At 62.7% G+C, this 19,394-nt stretch carries 18 protein-coding genes; 10 read left to right on the forward strand and 8 right to left on the reverse strand.

Annotated elements, in window-relative coordinates:
* Window positions 1-67: 67 nt before the first annotated feature.
* From acnA to NCR39_RS14820, 6 genes are all read right to left on the reverse strand, one after another.
* Window positions 68-2,785: an aconitate hydratase AcnA gene (acnA, locus tag NCR39_RS14795; protein ID WP_250452854.1), complete on the reverse strand. Its 2,718-nt coding sequence runs from the start codon at window positions 2,783-2,785 to the stop codon at window positions 68-70.
* Between the two features lie 68 nt (window positions 2,786-2,853).
* Window positions 2,854-4,305 carry a bifunctional 2-methylcitrate dehydratase/aconitate hydratase gene (locus tag NCR39_RS14800; protein ID WP_250452855.1) on the reverse strand — a complete coding sequence of 484 codons (1,452 nt, stop codon included), beginning with the start codon at window positions 4,303-4,305 and terminating at the stop codon, window positions 2,854-2,856.
* A 30-nt stretch (window positions 4,306-4,335) separates the two neighbouring features.
* The gene (locus tag NCR39_RS14805; RefSeq protein WP_250452856.1) at window positions 4,336-4,857 is read right to left on the reverse strand and encodes a hypothetical protein; all 522 of its coding nucleotides are present in this window, start codon (window positions 4,855-4,857) and stop codon (window positions 4,336-4,338) included.
* A gap of 88 nt (window positions 4,858-4,945) precedes the next feature.
* Window positions 4,946-6,121 carry a bifunctional 2-methylcitrate synthase/citrate synthase gene (gene prpC, locus NCR39_RS14810; protein WP_250452857.1) on the reverse strand — a complete coding sequence of 392 codons (1,176 nt, stop codon included), beginning with the start codon at window positions 6,119-6,121 and terminating at the stop codon, window positions 4,946-4,948.
* A 103-nt stretch (window positions 6,122-6,224) separates the two neighbouring features.
* A complete protein-coding gene (locus tag NCR39_RS14815) occupies window positions 6,225-7,250 on the reverse strand; it encodes an HpcH/HpaI aldolase/citrate lyase family protein (protein WP_250452858.1) in 1,026 nt (341 codons plus the stop codon).
* A gap of 197 nt (window positions 7,251-7,447) precedes the next feature.
* Window positions 7,448-8,434 (reverse strand): malate dehydrogenase, encoded by a 987-nt coding sequence (locus NCR39_RS14820; RefSeq protein ID WP_250452859.1) that lies wholly within the window; start codon window positions 8,432-8,434, stop codon window positions 7,448-7,450.
* Window positions 8,435-9,010: 576 nt separating this feature from the next.
* Here NCR39_RS14820 and NCR39_RS14825 point away from each other — a divergent pair.
* The 7 genes from NCR39_RS14825 to gltA all read left to right on the forward strand — a co-directional run bounded on the left by NCR39_RS14825 (window position 9,011) and on the right by gltA (window position 15,023).
* Complete coding sequence (locus tag NCR39_RS14825; protein WP_374728908.1) at window positions 9,011-9,808, forward strand: GntR family transcriptional regulator; 798 nt, start codon at window positions 9,011-9,013, stop codon at window positions 9,806-9,808.
* A 177-nt stretch (window positions 9,809-9,985) separates the two neighbouring features.
* Complete coding sequence (sdhC, locus tag NCR39_RS14830) at window positions 9,986-10,396, forward strand: succinate dehydrogenase, cytochrome b556 subunit (RefSeq protein WP_035968885.1); 411 nt, start codon at window positions 9,986-9,988, stop codon at window positions 10,394-10,396.
* Window positions 10,397-10,400: 4 nt separating this feature from the next.
* Window positions 10,401-10,769, forward strand: coding sequence for a succinate dehydrogenase, hydrophobic membrane anchor protein (sdhD, locus tag NCR39_RS14835; RefSeq protein WP_250452860.1), 369 nt, complete (start codon window positions 10,401-10,403; stop codon window positions 10,767-10,769).
* A 5-nt stretch (window positions 10,770-10,774) separates the two neighbouring features.
* Window positions 10,775-12,550: a succinate dehydrogenase flavoprotein subunit gene (gene sdhA, locus NCR39_RS14840; protein WP_250452861.1), complete on the forward strand. Its 1,776-nt coding sequence runs from the start codon at window positions 10,775-10,777 to the stop codon at window positions 12,548-12,550.
* A gap of 16 nt (window positions 12,551-12,566) precedes the next feature.
* Window positions 12,567-13,271, forward strand: a complete 705-nt coding sequence (locus tag NCR39_RS14845; RefSeq protein WP_040049954.1) for a succinate dehydrogenase iron-sulfur subunit — start codon at window positions 12,567-12,569, stop codon at window positions 13,269-13,271.
* 1 nt (window position 13,272) lies between these two features.
* Window positions 13,273-13,566, forward strand: coding sequence for an FAD assembly factor SdhE (locus tag NCR39_RS14850; RefSeq protein WP_250452862.1), 294 nt, complete (start codon window positions 13,273-13,275; stop codon window positions 13,564-13,566).
* A gap of 155 nt (window positions 13,567-13,721) precedes the next feature.
* Entirely contained in the window at window positions 13,722-15,023 is a 1,302-nt protein-coding gene (gene gltA / locus NCR39_RS14855) for a citrate synthase (RefSeq protein WP_250452863.1), read from the forward strand.
* 65 nt (window positions 15,024-15,088) lie between these two features.
* Here gltA and NCR39_RS14860 read toward each other — a convergent pair whose 3' ends face one another.
* Together NCR39_RS14860 and NCR39_RS14865 are read right to left on the reverse strand one after the other, a co-directional pair.
* Window positions 15,089-15,409 (reverse strand): type II toxin-antitoxin system PemK/MazF family toxin, encoded by a 321-nt coding sequence (locus tag NCR39_RS14860; RefSeq protein WP_250452864.1) that lies wholly within the window; start codon window positions 15,407-15,409, stop codon window positions 15,089-15,091.
* Window positions 15,403-15,651, reverse strand: a complete 249-nt coding sequence (locus tag NCR39_RS14865) for an AbrB/MazE/SpoVT family DNA-binding domain-containing protein (RefSeq protein ID WP_250452871.1) — start codon at window positions 15,649-15,651, stop codon at window positions 15,403-15,405. Before NCR39_RS14865 ends, NCR39_RS14860 begins: the two co-directional genes overlap by 7 nt.
* Before the next feature lie 313 nt (window positions 15,652-15,964).
* On the opposite strand from NCR39_RS14865, the gene leuC reads away from it, so the two are divergent.
* From leuC to leuB, 3 genes are read left to right on the forward strand one after another with little or no spacing between them, the layout of a single operon-like run.
* Window positions 15,965-17,374, forward strand: a complete 1,410-nt coding sequence (leuC, locus tag NCR39_RS14870) for a 3-isopropylmalate dehydratase large subunit (RefSeq protein ID WP_250452865.1) — start codon at window positions 15,965-15,967, stop codon at window positions 17,372-17,374.
* A gap of 24 nt (window positions 17,375-17,398) precedes the next feature.
* Window positions 17,399-18,049 carry a 3-isopropylmalate dehydratase small subunit gene (leuD, locus tag NCR39_RS14875; protein WP_250452866.1) on the forward strand — a complete coding sequence of 217 codons (651 nt, stop codon included), beginning with the start codon at window positions 17,399-17,401 and terminating at the stop codon, window positions 18,047-18,049.
* Window positions 18,050-18,067: 18 nt separating this feature from the next.
* The gene (gene leuB, locus NCR39_RS14880) at window positions 18,068-19,135 is read left to right on the forward strand and encodes a 3-isopropylmalate dehydrogenase (RefSeq protein ID WP_250452867.1); all 1,068 of its coding nucleotides are present in this window, start codon (window positions 18,068-18,070) and stop codon (window positions 19,133-19,135) included.
* The last annotated feature ends 259 nt before the right edge of the window (window positions 19,136-19,394 follow it).

A 19,394-nucleotide genomic window follows, 5' to 3' on the forward strand; every position in this document is an offset into this window, starting at 1 on the left:
GGCCAGGGCCGGGTCCAATGTTCCCGCGCTCTTTCGAGCGCGGTCACCTGCAAAGCACCGCGCGTGCTCAGGCTGCGAGCAACGAGCGCAGCACGAACGGCAGAATCCCGCCGTGCTTGTAGTAGTCCACTTCGATCGGCGTATCGATACGCAGCAGCACCTGCACGCGATCGTCCTTGCCGCCCTTGCGATGGATCACGAGCGTGACTTCCTGCTGCGGCTTGAAGTTGTCGCCGAGGCCTTCGATGTCGTACGTTTCTTCGCCCGTGATGTTCAGCGACTGGATGCTGTCCGCGCCCTTGAACTGCAGCGGCAGCACGCCCATGCCGACCAGGTTCGAGCGATGGATACGCTCGAAGCTGCGTGCGACCACAGCCTTCACGCCGAGCAGTTGCGTGCCCTTCGCGGCCCAGTCGCGCGACGAACCCGTGCCGTACTCTTCGCCCGCGAAGATGACGGTCGGCGTTTCGTCGGCGATGTACTTCATCGCGGCGTCATAGATCGACAACTGTTCGCCGCTCGGCTGATGAATCGTCAGGCCGCCTTCGACGCGCGTGCCGTCCGCCTTCGCCGGAATCATCAGGTTCTTAATGCGGACGTTGGCGAACGTGCCGCGCATCATCACGTCGTGGTTGCCGCGACGCGAGCCGTAGCTGTTGAAGTCGGCCTTCTGCACGCCGTTCGCCTTCAGCCACACGCCGGCCGGCGACGTTTCCTTGATCGAACCCGCCGGGCTGATGTGGTCGGTCGTCACCGAATCGCCGAAGATGCCGAGCGCGCGCGCGCCCTTCACCGCGGGAATCGAATCGGCCGGCTTCATCGAGAAGTCGCTGCCGAAGAACGGCGGCTCAGCGATGTACGTCGACTTCGGCCAGTCATAGACCTGACCGGTTTCGCCCGCGATCTTGCTCCACAGGTCGCCTTCCTTCGTGAGCTGCGAGTAGTTCTTGCGGAACGTGTCGGCGTCGAGCGCGAACTTCAGCAGCGCGTGCACTTCCTCGCTCGTCGGCCAGATGTCGCCGAGATACACGTCGCGGCCATCCTTGCCCTTGCCGACCGGCTCGGTCATCAGGTCGCGCGTGATGTTGCCCGCGATTGCGTACGCGACGACCAGCGGCGGCGATGCCAGGAAGTTCGAGCGGATGTTCGGGTGAATGCGCGCTTCGAAGTTGCGGTTGCCCGACAGCACGGCAGCCGCGACGATGTCGTTCTTCACGATCGCGTCGTTCAGTTCCGGCGTCAGGTCGCCCGCATTGCCGATACACGTCGTGCAGCCGTAAGCGGCCAGCGTGAAGCCGAGCTTGTCGAGATACTGCAGCAGGTCGGTCTTCGTCAGATAGTCGGTGACGATGCGCGATCCCGGCGCGAGCGACGTCTTGATGTGCGGCGCCACCGTCAGGCCGGCTTCGACGGCCTTCTTCGCGAGCAGGCCGGCCGCGAGCAGCACGCTCGGGTTCGACGTGTTCGTGCACGAGGTGATCGCGGCGATCAGCACGTCGCCGTTCTTCACGTTGACGCCGTCAGCGGTCTTGTACGTGGCTTCGAGATCTTGCGGCTTCTTCGCAAAGCCGTTTTCGCCGACCGGCTTCGAGAACAGGTCGGTGAACGTGCTCTTCACATTGCCGATTTCGATGCGGTCTTGCGGACGCTTCGGACCCGCGAGCGACGGCGCAACGGTCGAAAGGTCGAGCGTGAGCGTCTTCGTGTAGTCGATGTCGCCGGCCTTCGGCACGCCCCACAGGTTCTGCGCCTTGAAGTAGTTCTCGAACGCGGAGATTTCGGCGTCGGTGCGGCCCGTGCCCTTGAAGTAGTCGATGGTTTTTTCGTCGACCGGGAAGAAGCCCATCGTCGCGCCGTACTCGGGCGCCATGTTGCCGATGGTCGCGCGGTCCGGCACCGCGATCGACGCCGTGCCTTCACCGAAGAATTCGACGAACTTGCCGACGACCTTTTCCTTGCGCAGCATTTCGGTGATGGTCAAGACGAGGTCGGTTGCCGTGCAGCCTTCGCGCAGCTTGCCCTTCAGTTCGACGCCGACCACGTCCGGCGTCAGGAAGTACACCGGCTGGCCGAGCATGCCCGCTTCCGCTTCGATGCCGCCCACGCCCCAGCCCACCACGCCGATGCCGTTGATCATCGTCGTGTGCGAGTCCGTGCCGACGAGCGTGTCCGGGTAGTACACGGTGTCCTTGCCTTCGGACTTCTTGTGGACGCCGCGCGCGAGATATTCGAGATTCACCTGGTGCACGATGCCGACGCCCGGCGGCACGACCTTGAACGTGTCGAATGCCTGCATGCCCCACTTCATGAACTGGTAGCGCTCGTTGTTGCGCTGGAATTCCAGTTTCATGTTCAGGTCGAGCGCGTTCGGCTCGCGGAAGTGGTCGATCTGCACCGAGTGATCGACGACGAGATCCACCGGCACGAGCGGCTCGATGGCCTTCGGGTCCTTGCCGGCGCGCTTCGCGACGCCACGCATCGCGGCGATGTCGGCGAGCAGCGGCACGCCGGTGAAGTCCTGCAGCACCACGCGCGCAACGACGAACGGAATTTCATCGACGCGCGGCGCGTTCGGCTTCCAGTTCACGAGCTGCTTGATGTGCTCTTCGCTGATCTTCTTGTCGTCGTAGTTGCGCAGGACGGATTCGAGCACGAGGCGAATCGAAACCGGCAGGCGCTGGACGTCGACCTTCAGCGCGTTGCCGAGTTGCGGCAGCGAGTAGAACTTGCCTTTGCCGGAACCGCTATCGAATTCCTTGAGCGTATTGTGGAGATTGTGGGCCATGGTTGTTTTCCTAGGGCTAAACGAGGAAATGCTTCGATTCAACGTTACTGTATGACCGAGTCGATCGACTAAATCACATACAGATCGACGTATTCATTGACCGGCATTGCTTCCAGCTTTGCCTGATCGAGCGATACCGCGAGGATCGCCTGTTGTTGCCTGGTTGGAAAGCGGCGCGCGAGGTTCGTCTTGAACTTCTCGACGAGCAGCGGAATGCCGTCCGCGCGGCGCCGCTTGTGACCGATCGGATATTCGACCGCGATTTCATCGAGCTTCGTGCCGTCGTTGAATTCGACAGTCAGCGCGTTCGCAATCGAGCGTTTGTCCGGATCGAAATAATCCTTCGTGTATTGCGGGTCTTCCACGCATTCCATTTTCGCGCGCAACGTGTCGATGCGCGGGTCTTTCGCCACGATGTCTTCGTAATCGGCGGCGGTCAGGCGGCCGAAAATGAGCGGCACGGCGACCATGTACTGAATGCAGTGATCGCGGTCCGCGGGGTTATCGAGCGGCCCTTTCTTGTCGATGATGCGAATGGCCGCTTCGTGCGTGCGAATGGTGATCTTCCCGATGTCCTCGACGCCCCGGCCCAATTCCTCGAGCTTGTCGTGCAGGGTCATGGCCGCTTCCACCGCCGTTTGCGAATGGAACTCGGCCGGAAACGAAATCTTGAAGAGCACGTTCTCCATCACGTACGAGCCATACGGACGCTGGAACCTGAACGCGTTGCCCTTGAAGAGGACATCGTAGAAGCCCCAGGTCTTCGCGGTCAGCACGGACGGATAGCCCATTTCGCCGGTCTTCGCGATGAGCGCGAGACGCACGGCGCGCGACGTGGCGTCGCCTGCGGCCCACGACTTGCGCGAGCCCGTGTTCGGCGCATGACGATACGTGCGCAGCGAATGGCCGTCGACGAACGCGAGCGATACCGCGTTGATCAACTCGTCGCGCGTGAGGCCGATCATCTGGCCGACGACCGCCGTGGAGGCGAGCTTCACGAGCAGCACGTGATCGAGGCCGACCTTGTTGAACGAGTTCTCCAGCGCGATGCAGCCCTGAATCTCGTGCGCCTTGACCATCGCGATCAGGACGTCTTTCATCGTGAGCGGCTTCTTGCCGGACGCGACGGCGTTGCGCGACAGCCAGTCCGCCGTGGCGAGAATGCCGCCCAGGTTGTCCGACGGATGGCCCCATTCGGCGGCGAGCCAGGTGTCGTTGAAGTCGAGCCAGCGGATCATCGCGCCGATGTTGAACGCGGCCTGAACCGGATCGAGCTGGAATTGGGTGCCGGGCACTTTCGCGCCGTTGGGGACGATCGTGCCGGGCACGATCGGTCCCATCAGCTTGGTGCAGGCGGGGTAGGAGAGCGCTTCGAGTCCGCAACCGAGCGTATCGATCAGGCAGTTGCGCGCGGTGTCGAGCGCAAGCGTGCTGTCGACGTCGTAGTCGAGCACGTAATCGACTATATCGACGAGTACCTTGTCCGGATCGGGGCGGACATTGGAAATCGGTGCGGACATCGAGGATTCCTGTTTATAGGCTGACGTCGCTTATTCCGCCGGCTTGAGCATGAGCGGATTCTGCTTCAGCGCTTCGGCCTGCGTCGGAGCGGTTGCGCCCGCGGCCATTTCCGAGGTCATGCATTCGTCGGCAAGGCGCGACGAGTCCTTGTCCGAGAACAGCATTGCCTTGGTCGGGATCACGACGAGATCCATGCCCGAGGCCGAATCGTGGAAGCGATCGGCGCCGGTCGTCGTGTCTTGACGCGGCAGCTTGTAGTCCTTCTTCGCCCAGTTCACCGTGACGATGGAGTCACGCTTCATGTCGCCTTTCAGATAGAAAGCGAGACCGTCCTTACAGGCCCACTTCACGGCGCCTTCGGGAATCGGGTCCGTCTTGGCTGCTGCAGCCGCCGCCGCCTTGGGAGAGCGCTTGATGATGCGGCGGGCCGGAGCGGGGCGCTTGGCCTTGGCCGCGCTCGACTCGGTTGTCGCGGCGAACGCGTCGGCGCTCACGAACACGCTGGTGGTGGCCAGGGTGCCGACGATTGCAGCGATCAGAAGCTTATTCATCTAAAAACCTTTCAAAAACATTGGGGTTAAATGGCAGTTGTTGCGCGGATTGGAACGCATGACGAACCGTTCCGATCGCGCAAGCCCGCTATTTTCGCTTATTTATCGGCACGAACTTCAAATTCTCGGGGCCGGTGTAGTTGGCGCTCGGCCGGATGATCTTGTTGTCGATGCGCTGCTCGATGATGTGCGCGCTCCATCCCGACGTGCGCGAAATCACGAAGAGCGGCGTGAACATGGCGGTGGGCACGCCCATCATGTGATACGAGACCGCGCTGAACCAGTCGAGATTGGGGAACATCTTCTTCGCGTCCCACATGACCGATTCGAGGCGCTCGGCGATATCGAACATCTTCATGTCGCCCGCTTCTTTCGACAGCGACTTCGCCACGTCCTTGATGACCTTGTTGCGCGGGTCCGAGATGGTGTAGACCGGATGCCCGAAGCCGATCACGACTTCCTTGTTCTCGACGCGACGGCGGATATCGCTTTCCGCTTCGTCGGCCGTCTGATAGCGCGATTGAATGTCGAACGCGGCTTCGTTCGCGCCGCCGTGCTTCGGGCCGCGCAGCGCGCCGATCGCGCCGGTGATCGCGGAATAGATGTCCGAGCCCGTGCCCGCGATCACGCGGCTCGTGAACGTCGATGCGTTGAACTCGTGTTCGGCGTAGAGATTGAGCGAGACGTGCATCGCCTTGACCCACGATTTCGACGGCTCCACGCCATGCAGCAGATGCAGGAAGTGACCGCCGATGGAATCGTCGTCGGTTTCCACTTCGATGCGGCGGCCGTTGTGCGAATAGTGGTACCAGTAGAGCAGCATGGAGCCGAGCGACGCCATCAGCCGGTCGGCGATGTCCTTCGCGCCGGGAATATTGTGGTCGTCCTTCTCGGGCAGCACCGTGCCGAGCACGGAGACGCCGGTGCGCATCACGTCCATGGGGTGCGCGGACGCGGGAATCCATTCGAGCGCCGCCTTCACGTTGGCCGGCAGACCGCGCAGCGCCTTCAGCTTGGCCTTGTACGCGGCGAGTTCCGCGACGTTCGGCAGCTTGCCGTGCACGAGCAGATACGCGATTTCCTCGAACTCGCTCGTGGTCGCGACATCGAGAATGTCGTAGCCGCGATAGTGCAGGTCGTTGCCGGTGCGGCCCACCGTGCAGAGCGCGGTATTGCCCGCCGTTACGCCCGAAAGCGCGACGGATTTCTTCGGCTTGAAACCACCCGCTGCCGCGGGCGCGTCGGTCGTTGCGGAATCGCTCATTGCTTCAAGTCTCCTGTGAACGCCCGTCAAGCGGCGTCGTCTCTTCTGCGTGGAAGGCGCGTCGCGCGTCGAGCCCGTGCGCGGTGGAACGAAACCCTTGCATTCATGCTGCGCTTCCCATCGACGATGCCACGGCCGGCGTCCCGCCGAAAAGCGGCGCGCAATCGCCGGGCATCGCGAGGCCGGTGGCTTGCGCGCGGCGCAGCACGGACCAGTAATAGCGATAGCTCGCGCGGTCGTGCAGCGTATCGCCGTGGCGCGTCGGGCCCCAGTGCGCGCGTTGCGCCGCGAGCAGGATATCGGCGGCGAGCGCGATTTCATCGGCGCGCGGAGAAAAAGCCGCGACGATAGGGCGAATCTGCTCCGGATGAATGCTCCACATGCGCGTGTAGCCGAACTCGTTGCGGGCGCGCGCGGCATCGTTGGCGACGACGCTCATGTCGCGCACTTCCGTCGATACGTTATGCGACGGCGCCTTGCCATGCGCGTGACACGCTGCCGCGATTTCCAGCTTCGCGCGCCGCACGAGCGGATGCTCGAACTGGCCGGGCGAGCGCATGGCGGTATCGGGAATGGCGCCGTTGTGCGCGGACACGAAGTCCATCAGGCCGAAGCTCAGCGATTCGACGCCGGGCAGCGCGGCCAGCGCGAAGACTTCGGCGAGCGCGCCGTGCGTTTCGACGAGCACATGACACGGAATGGGTTGCGCGATGCCGAACTCGCAGCGCGATGCCTCGATGAACGCGATCATTTCGGCGGCGTCGGACACGGTGCGGATCTTCGGCAGCATGACGAACGCGGGCGCCTTCTTCGCGTGACGCAGGATGATGCGCACGTCGTCGCGCCACGCCCGATGATGAAAGTCGTGGATGCGCACGCCGACGCGCCCGAAGCGGTCGTCCTCGCCGCCGACGAACGACGCCACCATCTCCGCATGTTCGGCTTCGTGGCCGACCTGCGCGCCGTCTTCGCAATCGAGCGTGATGTCGAACACCGGCCCGAGTTCGGCCTGCAACGCGAGCGACTTCCTGATGAGCTTTTCGCTGCCGGCGTAGTGATCGCAGGGCGGCAGGACAGCGGGTTGAGGCTCGCCGTCAAAGAGCACTTCGGCGGGGGTGAGAGCGGGCATTGTCGGCGTCGGGTCCGATTGGAAATAGGAGTTCGATGCTGCTCGTGCTTTCGTTACTTCGGATGCTTCTGATGCTTCTGATTCGGCCGCGCTCGAAGGCTCGTTGCGTTTCTTCAAGCGCGATCGAATCAGCCGCGAACGCCGCGAAGCGTTCGCGCTGACGGGAACCGCGCGGGCTCCCGATGATGCCGTGATGCTTACTTGCCCAGCAGATGCGCGACGCCGTCACGCTCTTCGAGCAGTTCGTTCAGCGTGCCGTCCATCTTTTCGCGCGAGAATGCGTCGATTTCCAGGCCTTCGACGCGCTTGTACTCGCCGTTTTCGCACGTGACCGGCACGCCGTAGATGATGTCTTCCGGAATGCCGTACGAGCCGTCCGACGGAATGCCCATGGTGACCCACTTGCCGTTGGTGCCGAGCACCCAGTCACGCACGTGATCGATTGCCGCGTTGGCCGCCGATGCCGCCGACGACAGGCCGCGCGCTTCGATGATCGCCGCGCCGCGCTTGCCGACCGTCGGAATGAACGTGTTGCGGTTCCATTCGTCGTCGTTGATGAGCTTCGTCAAGCCTTCGCCTTCGGCGGTGGCGAAGCGGAAGTCGGGGTACATCGTCGGCGAGTGGTTGCCCCACACGGCGAGCTTTTCGATCGATGCGACCGGCTTGCCCGACTTGGCCGCCAGTTGCGACAGCGCGCGGTTGTGGTCCAGACGCAGCATGGCGGTGAAGTTCTTCTTCGGCAGGTCCGGCGCCGACTTCATCGCGATATAGGCGTTCGTGTTCGCCGGGTTGCCGACGACCAGCACCTTCACGTCGCGGCTCGCGACGTCGTTCAGCGCCTTGCCCTGAACCGTGAAGATTTCGGCGTTCGCCGACAGCAGGTCCTTGCGCTCCATGCCCTTCGAACGCGGACGCGCGCCGACCAGCAATGCGATGTCGGCGTCCTTGAACGCGACCTTGGGATCGTCCGTGACGACCACGCCGGCGAGCAGCGGGAACGCGCAGTCTTCGAGTTCCATCACGACGCCCTTCACGGCGGCTTGCGCTTGCGGCAGATCGAGCAACTGAAGGATCACGGGCTGGTCTTTGCCAAGCAGATCGCCATTGGCGATACGGAACAGCAGCGAGTAGCCGATTTGACCTGCGGCGCCGGTTACGGCAACGCGCTTTGCGGACTTAGCCATTGAAACTCTCCTGGACGGTGCGTGGAACGCTAGGGAAAAACGCCATTTTATGCGCGTTACGCGAAGCGTTGATGAAGACATGCCGGCCATGCCGTCCGCTCGAGTGGGTAGCGGCGCAACGCTTGCGCCGCGTGAAAGCGTGACGGCATGGCTGTCATGCCATGAATTCTTCTCTTCGAGCGAGGGGCTGCGCGGTATGCGTGAGGGAACGGCGATTCGCTAGAGTCTGACGGACAAGCGTCCAAACGAGACGGCGCTGGACGTTGCGAGGCGGTAGGCAGGCAGCGGCGCGCGAATCGAGTGGCGATCGGCGTGAGGCGAAAGCGAAAGGGCGTGCCTGGCGGTTGGTGACGCTTGGACCGGGACTTCCAATGGCTCGCTTCTGGCGAAAACCGCCGGAGAAACCAGGCTGAACGGACGTTCGCCGGATTGCGTCACGACCCGCAAACCCTTGCTCGACAAGGAGTGTAGGATTGGTCGGAGGCAAAGTCAACAGTATCTTATGTCTTATATAAGACATAGGATCTTGCGGGAAAATGTGGACGCGCGGCAGCCCTTTGTGTTGAAATGCGCGGCATGAATTCCAACGCGGCAAACCCGGCGAGCAGCATCCCACCGAACGGCAACGCACAGTCGGCCGAGGCTGCTGGCGCGCCGTCGCCGACGTTCAGTCCGCTGTATCAGCAAATCAAGGCGCTCATCACGCAGGGCCTCGAATCGGGCGAATGGAAGCCGGGCGAAATCATTCCGAGCGAAGTGGAACTGGCCGCGCGCTATAAGGTGAGCCAGGGCACGGTGCGCAAAGCCATCGACGAGCTCGCCGCCGACAATCTCCTCGTGCGCCGCCAGGGCAAGGGTACGTTCGTTGCAACGCACAGCGAAGATCGCGTGCAGTTCCGCTTCCTTCGCCTTCTGCCCGACGACGGCGACGTTCATCCCCACGTAAGCCGCCTGCTCGAATGCCGGCGTCTGCGCGCGCCCGCCGAGATTGCCCGTCAGCTCGACCTCAAGCCCGCCGATCCCGTGGTGCTCATCAAGCGCCTTCTGCAGTTCGACGGCGTGACGACCGTACTGGATGAAATCTGGCTGCCTGGCGCGGTGTTCCGCGGCCTCACGGCCGAACGGCTGGCCGAGTACAAGGGTCCGCTCTACGCCATGTTCGAAACCGAATTCGGCACGCGCATGATCCGGGCATCGGAGAAGATTCGCGCGGTCGCGGCGGACGAGACGGTCGCGCAACTGCTCGACGTCCAGCACGGCTTTCCGCTGCTGTCGGTCGAGCGGATTTCCTACACGTACGGCGATCGCCCGGTGGAAGTGCGGCGCGGCTGGTACGTGACGACCGGCTACTACTATCAGAACGACCTGAGTTGAGCGAATGAGCAAAGTAATCGCGGACATCGGCCGGATTGTCCGCGAAGTGTCGACAGGGCATTCATGATCGCCATTTTCACGCGCGCAGCAACAGTCTCTTGGGCGGGTTTTCCCTGCAGCGTGAAATAAAAAGGCGCTAAAATCGCGGATTAGTGTAATAACAAGTTGGGGTCTAGCATGGCTGAAGCCGTAAAAAAACCAAGGCCTGAGTACCGGAACATCGGTCTTGGGCAGATCGCGAAATATCGCTTGCCGCTAGCAGGGAAGGTCTCCATCCTGCACCGTATCAGCGGTTTGCTGCTCTTCGTTGCACTGCCGTTTCTGCTGTATCTGCTCGATCAGAGTCTGACGTCGGAAATTAGTTTCGACGCATTCAAAGGCTTCCTTGCCCACCCCATCGTCAAGATCATCACGCTCGTGCTGTCCTGGGCGTATCTGCATCACTTCTGCGCAGGCATCCGCTTTCTCGTGCTCGACACGCACGTCGCCGTGAACAAGGAAGGCGGCCGCCAGACGGCGCTCGCCGTGCTCGTCGTGTCGCTGCTGCTGACGCTCGTCGTCGCCCTGAAACTATTCGGAGCCTTCTAAGAAAATGGGTACGCAAAACAGAGTCGGCTCGAAGCGCCTCGTCGTCGGCGCGCATTACGGCCTGGGTGACTGGCTCGCGCAGCGCGTGACCGCCATCGTCGTCGCCGTCTACACGCTCGTTCTGCTCGTGCTGTTCTTCGGCGCGCACAGCTTCTCCTATGAAGGCTGGGCGTCGATCTTCGCGATGCAGTGGATGAAGCTCGCCACTTTCGTAGCCTTGCTTTCGCTCTTCTATCACGCGTACGTCGGCGTGCGCGACGTCTGGATGGACTACGTGAAGCCGGTCGCACTCCGCCTGTTCCTGACGGTGCTGACCGTGCTGTGGCTCATCGGATGCGCCGGCTACGCTGCACAGATTCTCTGGAGAGTTTAAAGAACATGGCTGCAATCAAGACTTCCCTGCCGCGTCGCCGTTTCGACGTGGTCATCGTTGGCGCGGGCGGATCGGGCATGCGCGCGTCGCTGCAGCTCGCGCGCGCGGGCCTGTCGGTCGCGGTGCTGTCGAAGGTGTTTCCGACGCGCTCGCACACCGTCGCGGCGCAAGGCGGCATCGGCGCATCGCTCGGCAACATGAGCGAAGACAACTGGCACTATCACTTCTACGACACGATCAAGGGTTCCGACTGGCTCGGCGACCAGGACGCGATCGAATTCATGTGCCGTGAAGCGCCGAACGCAGTCTACGAACTCGAACACATGGGCATGCCGTTCGACCGCAACGCGGACGGCACCATCTATCAGCGCCCGTTCGGCGGCCACACGGCGAACTACGGCGAGAAGCCCGTTCAGCGCGCGTGCGCGGCGGCCGACCGTACCGGTCACGCGCTCCTGCACACGCTGTATCAGCAGAACGTCGCGGCCAAGACGCACTTCTTCGTCGAATGGATGGCGCTGGATCTGATCCGCGACGCCGACGGCGACGTGCTCGGCGTGACCGCGCTCGAAATGGAAACCGGCGAGGTCTATATCCTCGAAGGCAAGACCACGCTGTTCGCCACGGGCGGCGCGGGCCGCATCTTCGCGGCATCGACGAATGCGTTCATCAATACGGGCGACGGCCTCGGCATGGCCGCGCGCTCGGGCATCGCGCTGCAGGACATGGAGTTCTGGCAGTTCCACCCGACGGGCGTGGCCGGCGCGGGCGTGCTGATCACCGAAGGCGTGCGCGGCGAAGGCGGCATTCTGCGCAACTCGAACGGCGACCGTTTCATGGAGCGCTATGCGCCGACGCTGAAGGATCTCGCGCCGCGCGACTTCGTTTCGCGTTCGATGGACCAGGAAATCAAGGAAGGCCGCGGCGTGGGTCCGAACAAGGATCACGTGCTGCTCGACCTGTCGCACATCGGCGCCGAGACGATCATGAAGCGCCTGCCGTCCATCCGCGAAATCGCGCTGAAGTTCGCGAACGTGGACTGCATCAAGGAACCGATCCCGGTTGTTCCGACCATCCACTATCAGATGGGCGGAATTCCGACGAACATGCACGGTCAGGTCGTCGGCACGGCAAACGGCTATAACGATCCGGTCAACGGCTTCTACGCAGTGGGCGAATGCTCGTGCGTTTCGGTGCACGGCGCGAACCGCCTCGGCACGAACTCGCTGCTGGACCTCGTGGTGTTCGGCCGCGCGGCGGGCAACCACATCATCAAGTACGCGAAGGAGTCGCGCGAGCACAAGCCGCTGCCGGCCGACGCCGCCGACTTCGCGCTCGAGCGCCTCGCCGTGCTGGAGAAGTCGACTTCGGGCGAATACACGCAGAACATCGCGAACGACATCCGCGCGACGATGCAGGCGCACGCGGGCGTGTTCCGCACGTCGAAGCTGCTGGAAGAAGGCGTCGACAAGGTCGCGGAACTGGCCGAGCGCGTCAAGCACGTGCATCTGAAGGACAAATCGAAGGTGTTCAACACCGCGAAGGTGGAAGCGCTGGAACTGGCGAATCTGATCGAAGTCGCCCGCGCGACGATGGTTTCGGCCGAAGCGCGCAAGGAAAGCCGCGGCGCGCACGCGCACAGCGACTACGAGCATCGCGACGACGACAACTGGATGCGCCACACGCTGTGGTTCAGCGAAGGCAATCGCCTCGACTACAAGCCGGTTCAGATGAAGCCGCTGACGGTCGAATCGGTGCCGCCGAAGGCGCGCACCTTCTAAGGGCAAGGGAATCGAAATGGCAAAACGTATTTTTGAAGTCTACCGCTACGATCCGGACAAGGACGCGGCTCCGCGCATGCAGACTTACGAGCTCGAGATCGACTCGCACGAGCGCATGCTGCTGGACGCACTGGTGAAGCTGAAGGCGCTGGACGAAACGCTGTCGTTCCGCCGTTCGTGCCGCGAAGGCGTGTGCGGTTCGGACGCGATGAACATCAACGGCAAGAACGGCCTCGCGTGCCTGACGAACCTGAACGACCTGCCGCAACGCATCGTGCTGCGTCCGCTGCCGGGTCTGCCGGTCGTGCGCGACCTGATCTGCGACTTCACGCAGTTCTTCAACCAGTATCACTCGATCAAGCCGTATCTGATCAACGACACGCCGCCGCCCGAGAAGGAGCGTCTGCAGTCGCCCGTCGAGCGCGACGAGCTGGACGGTCTCTACGAGTGCATTCTGTGCGCCAGCTGCTCGACATCGTGCCCGAGCTTCTGGTGGAATCCGGACAAGTTCGTCGGACCGGCGGGCTTGCTGCAAGCCTATCGCTTCATCGCGGACAGCCGCGATCAGGCAACCGGCGAGCGGCTGGACAACCTGGAAGATCCGTATCGTCTGTTCCGTTGCCATACGATCATGAACTGCGTCGACGTGTGCCCGAAGGGGCTCAACCCGACGAAGGCGATCGGCAAGATCAAGGAATTGATGGTGCGCCGGGCTGTCTGAGATGGACGATGCGATGGTCGACAAGCAAGACGACGCCCACCAGTCCGACCCGCTTCGCCGCGCGCGCCTTCGCTGGCGCGCGCGGCGCGGCCTGCTGGAAAACGATCTGATCTTCGAGCGTTTTTTCAGCCGATATGAGCATGACCTCAGTGACGCCGACGTGGCCGCTTTGACCCGCCTGCTTGAGCTGAGCGACAACGAACTGATGGACCTGCTGCTCGCGCGGACCGAACCGGAAGGCGAGCTCGCCACGCCGGACGTGATCCGCCTGCTTCAGATGCTGCGTTCCGTGTGATTTCGGCAGGAATCTCCGGAGTTTTGCACAATGCGCCCTGAATCCCGGGCGACAAGAGGCCGAGAACAGACAGCGGCCGACAGTGCAGTTGCGCCGCAGCTTCCGTCGTGCAAATTATCGAAACCCTGTATTCATACTTCGATTGAGGATGTGCTATGACCCCGTCAGATGTTAAAGCCACGCTATCGTTCAGCGACAACTCGCCGAGCGTCGAAATGCCGATCTACAAGGGCACGATGGGCCCGGACGTGATCGACATCCGCAAGTTGTACGGGCAGACCGGCAAGTTCACGTATGACCCGGGCTTCATGTCGACGGCGGCATGCAATTCCGCGATCACCTACATCGACGGCGACAAGGGCGAGCTGCTGTATCGCGGCTACCCGATCGAGCAGTTGGCCGTCAATGCCGACTTCCTCGAGACGTGCTATTTGCTGCTGAAGGGCGAACTGCCCACGGCTGCGCAGAACAAGGAGTTCGTGGACACGGTCACGCGTCACACGATGGTGCACGAGCAGATGCACTTCTTCTTCCGCGGCTTCCGTCGCGACGCTCACCCGATGGCCGTGCTGACGGCTGCGGTCGGCGCGCTGTCGGCGTTCTATCACGATTCGCTGAACATCAACGATCCGCGTCACCGCGAAGTGTCGGCCATCCGCATGATCGCGAAGCTGCCGACGCTGGTGGCGATGGCGTACAAGTTCAGCATCGGCCAGCCGTTCGTGTATCCGCGCAACGAGCTGTCGTACAGCGCGAATTTCATGCACATGATGTTCGCGAACCCGTGCGAAGAGTACAAGGTCAACGACGTGCTGGTGCGCGCGCTCGACCGCATCCTGATTCTGCACGCGGATCACGAGCAGAACGCGTCGACCTCGACGGTGCGTCTCGCGGGCTCGTCGGGTGCGAATCCGTTTGCGTGTATCGCAGCCGGTATCGCGTGTCTGTGGGGCCCGGCGCACGGCGGCGCGAACGAAGCCGCGCTGAACATGCTGGAAGAAATCGGCTCGGTCGACAACATTCCCGAGTTCATCAAGCAGGTGAAAGACAAGAACTCGGGCGTGAAGCTGATGGGCTTCGGCCACCGCGTCTACAAGAACTACGATCCGCGCGCGAAGCTGATGCGCGAAACCTGCCACGAAGTGCTGAACGAGCTGGGCCTGCACGACGACCCGCTCTTCAAGCTCGCGATGGAACTGGAAAAGATCGCGCTGGAAGACGAGTACTTCGTGTCGCGCAAGCTGTACCCGAACGTCGACTTCTACTCGGGCATCGTGCAGCGCGCGCTGGGCATCCCGACTTCGATGTTCACGTGTATCTTCGCGATGGCGCGTACGGTTGGCTGGATCGCGCAGTGGAACGAGATGATTGCCGATCCTGAGCAGAAGATTGGCCGTCCGCGCCAGTTGTTCATCGGTCAGACGCCGCGCGAAGCGAAGGCGCTCGATAACCGGTAAGCCGATCGGCTTATGCGGTGAATAAGACCCCGGCGGGTGACTGCCGGGGTTTTTGTTTTTGCGCGTCAGTCCGCGAAAACTTGCTGCAGCGTGTGAAGAGCATCGTGCAGCGTTTCGTCTTCCAGCGCGCCTTCCTTTTTCACAAGTCGCACTTTGTCGACGGTCCGAATCTGATCGAGAAGAATGAGGCCGTCCTTTCGCTTGAACGAGACCGGGATTCGAAAAGGCGCGGCCTTGCCGTTCGAAGTCATCGGCGCGACGATGACCGTGCGCATGTAGTCGTGAATCTCGGGCGGCGATACCACCACGCACGGACGCGTTTTCTGCACTTCGCTTCCTCGGGTCGGATCCAGCGCGACCAGCCAGATATCGCCGCGCGTCACCATTCGAGTTCTCCATCGTCGGCATTGCCGAACTCGCCCAGCACGAGCACATCTTCGCCGCTCGCAGCAACGGCCTTGCTTGCCTCCGCCCAGCCTTCGCGTACTTGTTTGCGCGGCTTGCGCAATACGATGGCATCGCCTTCGACGTCCATTTCAATCTCGTTTTCCAGTCCTAGCTGCGCCAGGAACGGCTTGGGAATCAGCACGCCCTGTGAATTGCCTATCTTTCGGATTGTTGTCTTCATGAGTTCCATGCGGTCACCAATGTGCATACAATGTTATTACTGACGGGATAAGGCGTCAATGTCACTCGACAACCAGCCTAAGGCCCGGCGCGTCGCACGACCATCCAGCCGGAAGGCATAAGCAAAATTGCCAGTACGCTGCATTCGGTGAAACGGGTACTCCCGATCCAGGTATCGCCACCACCACTATAACTAACTGTTTTTTCAAGGTTTTTTCGTTCAGCCTAGTACCATGCGCCGGCCGGGAAGTGGCATAATCGTCCAACAAGCCGCACCCTAAAACACCCCGCAGTCACCCACGAAAGCGCTCACCATGTCCCAGACTCTCTACGACAAGCTGTGGAACACGCACGTCATCCACACGGAAGAGGACGGCACCTCGATCCTCTATATCGACCGTCACCTGCTGCACGAAGTCACGAGCCCGCAAGCGTTCGAAGGTCTGAAGCTGGCCGAGCGCCCGGTGTGGCGCATCAGCGCGAATCTGGCCGTCTCCGACCATAACGTGCCGACGACCGACCGCTCGCACGGCATCGCCGATCCGGTCTCGAAACTGCAAGTCGATACGCTCGATACCAATTGCGACGATTTCGGCATCACGCAATTCAAGATGAACGACCTGCGTCAGGGCATCGTGCATATCATCGGGCCGGAGCAGGGCGCGACGCTGCCGGGCATGACCATCGTCTGCGGCGATTCGCACACGTCCACGCACGGCGCGTTCGGCGCGCTGGCGCACGGCATCGGCACGTCGGAAGTGGAGCACGTGCTCGCCACGCAAACGCTGCTGCAGAAGAAGAGCAAGAACATGCTCGTCAAGGTCGAAGGACCGCTGCCGCGCGGCTGCACCGCGAAGGACATCGTGCTCGCGATCATCGGCAAGATCGGGACGGCGGGCGGCACGGGCTACGCGATCGAATTCGGCGGCTCGACCATCCGCTCGCTCACGATGGAAGGCCGCATGACCGTCTGCAACATGGCGATCGAAGCAGGCGCGCGCGCGGGCATGGTCGCCGTCGACGACACGACCATCAATTACCTGAAGGACCGCCCGTATTCGCCGCAGGGCGTCGAGTGGAATCAGGCGGTCGAGTACTGGCGTCAGTTCAGGTCCGATGACGGCGCGCAGTTCGACCGCGTCGTCGAAATCAATGCCGCCGAAATCGTGCCGCAAGTCACGTGGGGCACGTCGCCGGAAATGGTGACGTCGATTGACGGCCGCGTGCCCGATCCCGAGCGCGAAAAAGACCCCGTCAAGCGCGACGCGATGGAGCGCGCGCTGAACTACATGGCGCTGCAGCCGAACACGCCGATCGAATCGATCAAGCCGGACAAGATTTTCATCGGCTCGTGCACGAACGCGCGCATCGAAGATCTGCGCGCGGCCGCGTATGTCGTGAAATCGCTGGGCAAGCGCGTGGCGTCGAACATCCGTCTGGCGATGGTCGTGCCGGGCTCCGGTCTCGTGAAGGCGCAGGCCGAGCGCGAAGGGCTCGACAAGATTTTCACGAACGCCGGTTTCGAATGGCGCGAGCCGGGCTGCTCCATGTGCCTCGCGATGAACGCGGATCGCCTCGATCCGGGCGAGCGCTGCGCATCGACCTCGAATCGCAATTTCGAAGGGCGTCAGGGCGCGGGCGGCCGCACGCACCTCGTCAGCCCGGCGATGGCCGCCGCGGCCGCGATCGAAGGTCATTTCGTCGATGTGCGCAAGCTCGCGTGATCAAACGGGACACTGAGAAAGACCATGGAAAAATTCACTGTTCATAGCGGGCTCGTGGTGCCGCTGGATCGCGAAAACGTCGATACTGACGCGATCATCCCGAAGCAGTTTCTGAAGTCGATCAAGCGCACGGGCTTCGGCCCGAATGCGTTCGACGAGTGGCGTTATCTCGATGTCGGCGAGCCGGGCCAGGACAACAGCAAGCGTCCGCTGAATCCGGATTTCGTGCTGAACCAGGCGCGCTATCAGGGCGCGTCGATTCTCGTCACGCGCAAGAACTTCGGCTGCGGCAGCTCGCGCGAGCACGCGCCGTGGGCGCTGGATCAGTACGGTTTTCGCGCGATCATCGCACCGAGCTTCGCGGACATTTTCTATAACAACTGCTTCAAGAACGGCCTGCTGCCGGTCGTGCTGACGGAGCAGCAAGTCGACAAGCTCATCAACGAGACGAACGCGTTCGTCGGCTACAAGCTGACGATCGATCTCGACGCGCAAGTCGTGCGCACCGGCGACGGCACCGAGTATTCGTTCGACGTGCCCGGTTTCCGCAAGTACTGCTTGCTGAACGGCCTGGACGATATCGGCCTGACACTGCGTCACGCGGACAAGATCAAGCAGTTCGAAGCCGAGCGGCTCGCGAAGCAGCCGTGGTTGAACAACCGCGTGATCGGATAACCCAAAAGGAAGAGACAGATGAAGATTGCAGTGCTGCCCGGCGACGGGATCGGTCCGGAAATCACGGCCGAAGCGGTCAAGGTGCTGAACGCGCTCGGCGAAAAGTTCGAACTGGAAGAAGCGCCCGTCGGCGGCGCGGGCTACGAGGCGAAAGGCCATCCGCTGCCCGATTCGACGCTTGCGCTCGCGAAGGAAGCCGACGCCATTCTTTTCGGCGCGGTCGGCGACTGGAAATACGACTCGCTCGATCGCGCGCTGCGTCCGGAGCAGGCCATTCTCGGCCTGCGGAAGCATCTGCAACTGTTCGCGAACTTCCGCCCGGCGATCTGCTATCCGCAACTGACGGCGGCGTCGTCGCTCAAGGCGGAAATCGTGTCGGGACTCGACATCCTGATCGTGCGCGAGCTGAACGGCGACATCTACTTCGGCCAGCCGCGCGGCGTGCGTCAGGCGCCGGACGGCCCGTTCGAAGGCGCGCGCGAAGGCTTCGACACGATGCGTTATTCGGAGCCGGAAGTGCGCCGTATCGCGCATGTTGCGTTCGCGGCGGCGCAGAAGCGCCAGAAGAAGCTGACGAGCGTGGACAAGGCGAACGTGCTCGAAACGTCGCAGTTGTGGCGCGACACGATGATCGACGTCGCGAAGGAATATCCGGACGTCGAACTGTCGCACATGTATGTCGACAACGCGGCGATGCAGCTCGTCAAGGCGCCGAAGGCGTTCGACGTGGTCGTGACCGGCAACATGTTCGGCGACATTCTGTCGGACGAAGCGGCGATGCTGACGGGCTCCATCGGCATGCTGCCGTCCGCGTCGCTCGACAAGAACAACAAGGGCCTGTACGAGCCGTCGCACGGTTCCGCGCCGGATATCGCGGGCAAGGGCGTGGCCAATCCGCTCGCGACCATCCTGTCGGCGGCGATGATGCTGCGCTACTCGCTCGGCAAGACGGAGCAGGCGGATCGCATCGAGAACGCGGTGAAGAAGGTGCTGGAGCAGGGCTACCGCACCGGCGATATCGCGACTGCGGACGGCAAGACCGTCGGCACGAAGGAAATGGGCGACGCCGTGCTGGCCGCGCTGTAAAACGCTTCACACGATCGGATCGGCCGTTTTGGCGCAAAGCCGGAACGGCCGGATCGGTAGCATTGACGCATCATCGGCGGCGGGGGGGGGCCCCCCCCCCCCCCCGGGGCCCCCCCCCCCCCCCCCCCCCCCCCCCCCCCCCCCCCCCCCCCCCCCCCCCCCCCCCCCCCCCCCCCCCCCCCCCCCCCCCCCCCCCCCCCCCCCCCCCCCCCCCCCCCCCCCCCCCCCCCACCCCCCCCCCCCCCCCGCCGGCATCGAC

The sequence above is a fragment of the Caballeronia sp. ATUFL_M2_KS44 genome (genome assembly GCF_023630965.1).
Taxonomy (GTDB): domain Bacteria; phylum Pseudomonadota; class Gammaproteobacteria; order Burkholderiales; family Burkholderiaceae; genus Caballeronia; species Caballeronia concitans.